This window comes from Pseudomonas alkylphenolica, from assembly GCF_016009175.1.
Classification (GTDB): domain Bacteria; phylum Pseudomonadota; class Gammaproteobacteria; order Pseudomonadales; family Pseudomonadaceae; genus Aquipseudomonas; species Aquipseudomonas alkylphenolica_B.
Genome location: NZ_JADUCM010000065.1, coordinates 1 through 4,054, shown reverse-complemented (window position 1 = coordinate 4,054; position 4,054 = coordinate 1). Strand labels below are relative to the sequence as shown.

The window sequence follows — 4,054 nt, the reverse complement described above, 5'->3', positions numbered from 1 at the left end:
CCTACAGGTGGTCTGAGCTTGTTTGCTGTAGGAGCCAGGCTTGCCGGCGAAACGGGCTCTGCGGTGTGTCAGCCTTACCGCGTCAGCGTTCTTCGCGGGCAAGCCTCGCTCCTACAGGTGGCCGGAGCTTGTTTGCTGTAGGAGCCAGGCTTGCCGACGGAATGGGCTCTGCAGTGTGTCAGCCTTACCGCGTCAGCGTTCTTCGCGGGCAAGCCTCGCTCCTACAAGTGGCCGGGAAGTGTTTGCTGTAGGAGCCAGGCTTGCCGGCGAAACGGGCTCTGCGGTGTGCCTGCCTTACCGCGTCAGCGTTCTTCGCGGGCAAGCCTCGCTCCTGCAGGTGGTCTGAGCTTGTTTGCTGTAGGAGCCAGGCTTGCCGGCGAAATGGGCCCCGTGATGTGCCTGCCTTACTGCGTCAGCGTTCTTCGCGGGCAAGCCCCGCTCCTACAGGTATCGCAGGGGTCTGTGCGTAGGCTATGGCCTGCGCCACCTGTTCCGCCGTTGGTCGCACGCCGGTGTACAGCACAAACTGCTCCAGCGCCTGCAAGGCAATTACCTCCAGCCCGGTAATCACCGCCTTGCCCTGACGTTCGGCTTCAATGATCAACGGCGTGCGCGCCGGCATCGCCACTACATCGAAGACCCGTTGCGCCGCAGCAATCGCGTCACGGCTGAACGCCAGTTGGTCAGCCTCGACACCTCCGGCCATGCCGATCGGCGTGACATTGACCAGCATCGGCGGGCACAGATCACCCAGCTCTCGCTGCCAGCGATAACCACAACTGTCCGCCAGTTGCCGCCCGGCCTGTTCGTTACGGGCAACGATGATGCCGTGTTTGAACCCGGCATCGCGCAGGGCGCTGGCCACGGCCTTGGCCATGCCGCCACTGCCACGCAAGGCAAAGGCGGTGTCCGGGTCGACGTTATGCTGCTCAAGCAACTGGCGCACGGCCAGGTAATCGGTGTTGTAGGCCTTGAGCCGCCCGCCATCGTTGACCAGGGTGTTGATCGATTCGATGGCCGCCGCCGAAGGGTCGATTTCGTCGACCAGGGCCATGCAGGCCTCTTTGTAGGGCATCGACACACCACAGCCGCGAATGCCCAAAGCCCGGATACCGGCCACCGCCGCAGGCAGGTCCTGGGTGGTCATCGCCTTGTAGTAGTAATCGAGGCCCAACTGCTCATACAGGTGATTGTGAAAGCGCACGCCAAAGGTGCCGGGACGCCCCGCCAACGAGATGCACAGCACGGTATCTTTACCGGGAACATGGGCCATTTGCCGCTCCTTTGGAATCAATTGGACATTATGCACAGCGACCACACCTACCGCTGATCGGCGCTTACAAAACCTTTACTCAGACCCCCTGTGCAACGCCCGGTTCCCGCTGTCTCATAGAGTATCCCTGGCGTCAGGGTCGCACTGTGAGGCGTCACTATGAACCGTCATGTTGCAACAATCGCCCTGCTGGTCGGCGCGCTGGCCGCCAGCGGGCAGGCAGCCGCCGGTGGCGGCCATGGTGGCTACGGCGGCCACGGCTGGTACGGACCCAGCGCGGTAGTTGGCGCGGCGGTAGTCGGCGCAGTTGTCGGCTCAGCCCTCTACGGTGCACGTGACCGCACGGTGTATGTCGAGCCCCAACCGGTCTACTACGGCCCGCCACCGGTGTACTACCAGACGCCACCGCCGGTGTTTTACCAGCCCCGGCCGTATCCGGTGGTGATCGAGCGCTACCCGCCGCCACCCTATTACCAGGAGCGCTACTACGGTCCACCCCCTGTCTACTACGGGCCGCCACGCTGGTAAGCGATGTCGATGATGAGCATTATCAAGCCGGTTGATTTCAACCGGCTGCTCACGCCACGTAAGGTAGGGTCATGTTTCGCAGGAGAATCCCCATGACCCGTATCAGTATCATGTCTGTCATCGGCAGCGCCGTCCCCGCCCCGCTCAGGAAGTTGGGCCTGCTGGCGTGCTGGTACCTGGTTCGCGATGGCGAGGCAATCTCCGAACCAATGACCTCGTTGCCTGCTGCCCAGGCCCTGGCCAACCAGCTCGAGAGCACTCGCTGGCACGCCTGAAGCGCCAGACCTTTTTATCGTGCGTTGCTCCGCACACCCCCTTGCCCCGCCCTATGGCGGGGCTTTTTATGGGCGGACGAACGGGACTTGGATTAAGTTTTTTTCATCTGCACCCTATCGCTGCACAGGCAATCGACAGCAACTGAGCCATACTCCAGAATGCAGCGGTTTTTTGGGGGAAAACCCTTGCACAGCCAACAACATACCAACTATTAGTGAGCCTCGACGTGAAAACCTCCCTATCCATCCTAAGCCTGCTGCTGTTGCTCACGGGTACTGCGACTGTCACTCCGGTCGCCGCTGCGCAACCCCCTGCCCAGGAACAACGCGATCCTTCCAAGTTGCACCTGGCTTCCGGCGCCGCCCTGCTGATCGATCTGCAGACCAACAAGGTGCTGTACGCCAACAACGCCGACCGGGTGGTACCTATCGCCTCGGTGACCAAGCTGATGACCGGTATGGTGGTGCTTGATGCCAAGCAGAACATGGACGAGATGCTGACCATGACCATCGCCCAGAACAAGGAGATGAAAGGGGTTTATTCGCGCGTGCGCCTGGGCAGCCAGCTTAGCCGTCGGGAGACGCTGCTGATTACCCTGATGTCATCGGAGAACCGCGCGGCGTCGACCCTGGCTCACAACTATCCCGGCGGCTACAACGCGTTTATCAAGGCCATGAATGCCAAGGCCAGGGCCCTGGGCATGACCAACACCCGCTATGTCGAACCGACCGGGCTGTCGCCTAGCAACGTGTCGACCGCTCGCGACCTGGGCAAGCTGCTGCTGGCAGCACGCAACTACCCGATGCTGAGCCAGTTGAGCACCACCCGCGAGAAGACCGTGGCGTTCAGCAAGCCCAACTACACCCTGGGCTTTCGCAACACCGATCACCTGGTCAACAAGAGCAACTGGGACATTAACCTGACCAAGACCGGCTTCACCAACGATGCCGGCCACTGCCTGGTGCTGTTGACCAAGATGGACAACCGTCCGGTGGCGATGGTGATTCTTGACGCCTTTGGCAAGTACACCCACTTTGCCGACGCCAGCCGCATGCGCCAGTGGCTGGAAACCGGCAGCACCAAACCGGCCCCGGCTGTGGCCATGCGCTACAAGTCAGACCGCAGCCAAAACCGTCCGGCGGACTGACCCCGCGGGCCTGTGCGCCTTGCGCGCCAGGCCCGCTGTTGTTCTCAGGCGGTGGTACTGACCATGGTGCCGGAGGTGCTGCCGCCACTGTCCAGCAAGGCCTTGAGCAGTTGCGCGGTGGCCGACTGGATGGAGCCGGAGATGGTGCTCACTGCAGCCTGAGCACCGGCAACCGCCGAGGCTTTGGCGGTCTCTTCCATGTTGCTGGCCATCACCTGTTGCAGCTGCTTTTGCGCTTCAGCCAACTGCTTTTGCAGTTGCTTGATCATCTCGCGCAGCTGTTTGATGTGCGCCGGTTCGCTGCTTTCGCTGGCTTCGGCTTTGCTGCCCTTGTCGGCAGCGCCACTCTGGGTTGCGCCGGACAGGTCGACTTTGAGCGTGCCCGCTTCGGCCTTGGTAGCCGACGCCTGGGGACCGGTACCGACACTGCCGACGCCAACGGCTGCGCTGGTCAAAGGGCTCTCGCTGATCGATACGGCATTGATGCCAATCATGCTTATCATCCTGATGGTGTTTGGGTTGACTTGGGTATCGGCCGTTAGCCGAGAAACTTGAGTGCTGTGGCGGTGGTGGTGGTGAGCTTATCCATTCCCTGCGGCGAGGCTGCCGGTCCCTTCCGCCCTTACGGCGGCCTACTTTTTTCTTGGAAAAAGTAGGCATGGTTCTGTCCCGTGACAACGGACGCCAAGAAGCGATACTTAATTCGCTAACTTGGAGGTTGCCATGTACCCACCTAACCGCCGTAGCTATACCGATGAGTTCAAAGCCCAAGCTGTTGCATTGGCTGAGACGGTTGGCAGGACCGAAGCCGCTCGTCAGCTTGAGATGTC

Annotated in this window: 5 protein-coding genes; 3 read left to right on the top strand and 2 right to left on the bottom strand. The window is 61.4% G+C overall.

Translation table 11 applies throughout. The annotated features are described in order from the left end of the window. Positions 1 to 412: 412 nt before the first annotated feature. The gene (locus I5S59_RS26255) at positions 413 to 1,273 is read right to left on the bottom strand and encodes a shikimate 5-dehydrogenase (RefSeq protein WP_197879176.1); all 861 of its coding nucleotides are present in this window, start codon (positions 1,271 to 1,273) and stop codon (positions 413 to 415) included. 159 nt (positions 1,274 to 1,432) lie between these two features. Between I5S59_RS26255 and I5S59_RS26250 the strand changes: the two genes are divergently transcribed. The 3 genes from I5S59_RS26250 to pbpG all read left to right on the top strand — a co-directional run bounded on the left by I5S59_RS26250 (position 1,433) and on the right by pbpG (position 3,224). Next, a complete protein-coding gene (locus tag I5S59_RS26250) occupies positions 1,433 to 1,801 on the top strand; it encodes a hypothetical protein (protein ID WP_197879175.1) in 369 nt (122 codons plus the stop codon). Between the two features lie 92 nt (positions 1,802 to 1,893). After that, positions 1,894 to 2,076, top strand: coding sequence for a hypothetical protein (locus I5S59_RS26245; RefSeq protein WP_197879174.1), 183 nt, complete (start codon positions 1,894 to 1,896; stop codon positions 2,074 to 2,076). 227 nt (positions 2,077 to 2,303) lie between these two features. After that, positions 2,304 to 3,224 carry a D-alanyl-D-alanine endopeptidase gene (gene pbpG / locus I5S59_RS26240; RefSeq protein WP_197879173.1) on the top strand — a complete coding sequence of 307 codons (921 nt, stop codon included), beginning with the start codon at positions 2,304 to 2,306 and terminating at the stop codon, positions 3,222 to 3,224. Positions 3,225 to 3,268: 44 nt separating this feature from the next. Here the strand turns inward: pbpG and I5S59_RS26235 are convergent, their stop codons facing one another. Further along, a complete protein-coding gene (locus I5S59_RS26235; protein ID WP_197879172.1) occupies positions 3,269 to 3,718 on the bottom strand; it encodes a hypothetical protein in 450 nt (149 codons plus the stop codon). Between the last annotated feature and the right edge of the window lie 336 nt (positions 3,719 to 4,054).